The sequence below is a fragment of the Mycobacterium sp. SP-6446 genome (genome assembly GCF_001954045.1).
GTDB lineage: Bacteria > Actinomycetota > Actinomycetes > Mycobacteriales > Mycobacteriaceae > Mycobacterium.
The window spans coordinates 1-1,461 of record NZ_MBEM01000172.1 but is presented as its reverse complement, the minus strand read 5'-3'; the positions used below and the strand labels follow the sequence as shown (position 1 = coordinate 1,461).

Genomic DNA, 1,461 nt, shown 5'->3' with positions numbered 1-1,461 from the left:
TCCGGTGCTGGCGTCCCACCGGTCGATCAGTTTGCAGTTGATGTCCAGCATCGCGCCGTGATAAGCGCGCAAGCCCGCATAACTGAAACCCGGTAACAGGACATCGTGGGCTCGCTGCCAGTTCGGTTCGCCGTAGTAGGCGGTGAACAGGCCGTCACCGGCCAAAGGCCTGACTCGGGCGAGGGTTGCCGTCAGGTTCTTGGCGAAGCGGCTTTCGTCGCAAAGCTCCGTAACGAGCTCCAGCGAGCACGCGTAGAGCTTCCTGACGCCGCCGTTGAAGTCAGCGTAGAACAGCGGCCCGTGCAATTCGCCGAGTAAGTCCACGGCCAACGCGCGGGGACGGCCGATCAATTGATCCGGGCCGGGCAGGGGCCCTTCGGCAGAGGGGACGCCCGGAAGATCCGGCGGCGGCGACGCATGAAACTCGCTCATGCGGGCAGCATAGGTTTCGACGCGGCGGCGTCGTCAGGAATCCGGGGACGACATCAGCCCGCGTTGTCCGGAGCCACCGGGCTCGCGGGACTCGTCGGAGTCGCAGGACTCGTCGGAGTCGTCGGAGTCGCAGGACTCGTCGGAGTCGTCGGAGTCGCAGGACTCGTTGGCGTCGCAGGACTCGTTGAGGTCGCAGGACTCGTTGAGGTCGCGGGGCTCGTAGGCCGCACAGAGCTCGTAGGACCTGTCGGACTCGTAGGACTCGCGGGCGTAGGACTCGTGGGCGAAGGACTCGTGGGCGTAGGAGTCGCAAGGCCGGGGCCTTCGCCACACCAGTCCGCCACATCTTTCGGGTACTGCTCAAGCGGTGGAGGACAACGCTGCCCCGGCGGGAAATTGGCGCCGGCGTTGAGCAGATCGCAGGGCACGTAGACCTGCTTGCCCGTGGGAGTGTTGGTCAGACACTTCGTCGGCGGTTGGCCATGGGCCTCGACGGGAACGATGGCCGCCGCCACCACCACCACTGCGCCGAGCACCCACGCAAGATGGCGATAGGTCATAAGAGCTCCCCGCGACGCGGTGTCGGGCGCGCACAACGTGACATCGCCGTCGTATGACGATTAAAGCCGCTCACCCCAGGAACAGTACTTTCTCTGTGGAGCTGCCGGGAATCGAACCCGGGTCCTACGGCATTCCCTCAAGTCTTCTCCGTGCGCAGTTCGCTATGCCTCTACTCGGATCTCCTGGTCACGCGAACCAGCCAGGATGACGATCCCAGTCGCTGTGTATGTCCCGGTGAGTCCCGCGACCGGACTCACCGGTGGATCCCTCTAGCTGACGCCAGGGTCCGGGCCGAGGGCGTTCCCGGTCTGACGGACTAGCTGTCGCTTAGGCAGCGAGAGCGTAGTCGCGCTGATGTGAATCGGCGCTTATATATTTGCAGCGACGCTTACGGTGGTCTCTTGCCTGCACCGGCACGCTTCCCTTGATTCGATGCGCGAAGTCGAAACCGTTCAGCCCCTTGTCTAT

1 protein-coding gene, 1 other RNA gene and 1 pseudogene are annotated in these 1,461 nt (G+C 64.2%); all 3 read right to left on the bottom strand.

The features are described 5' to 3' along the window. Window positions 1-432 (bottom strand): annotated as a pseudogene (locus A5736_RS15625) (cytochrome P450); the annotation flags it as partial. 33 nt (window positions 433-465) lie between these two features. Then, window positions 466-765: a hypothetical protein gene (locus tag A5736_RS15620; RefSeq protein ID WP_076247215.1), complete on the bottom strand. Its 300-nt coding sequence runs from the start codon at window positions 763-765 to the stop codon at window positions 466-468. Between the two features lie 320 nt (window positions 766-1,085). Beyond that, window positions 1,086-1,453: a transfer-messenger RNA gene (ssrA, locus tag A5736_RS15615) on the bottom strand. Window positions 1,454-1,461: the final 8 nt, after the last annotated feature.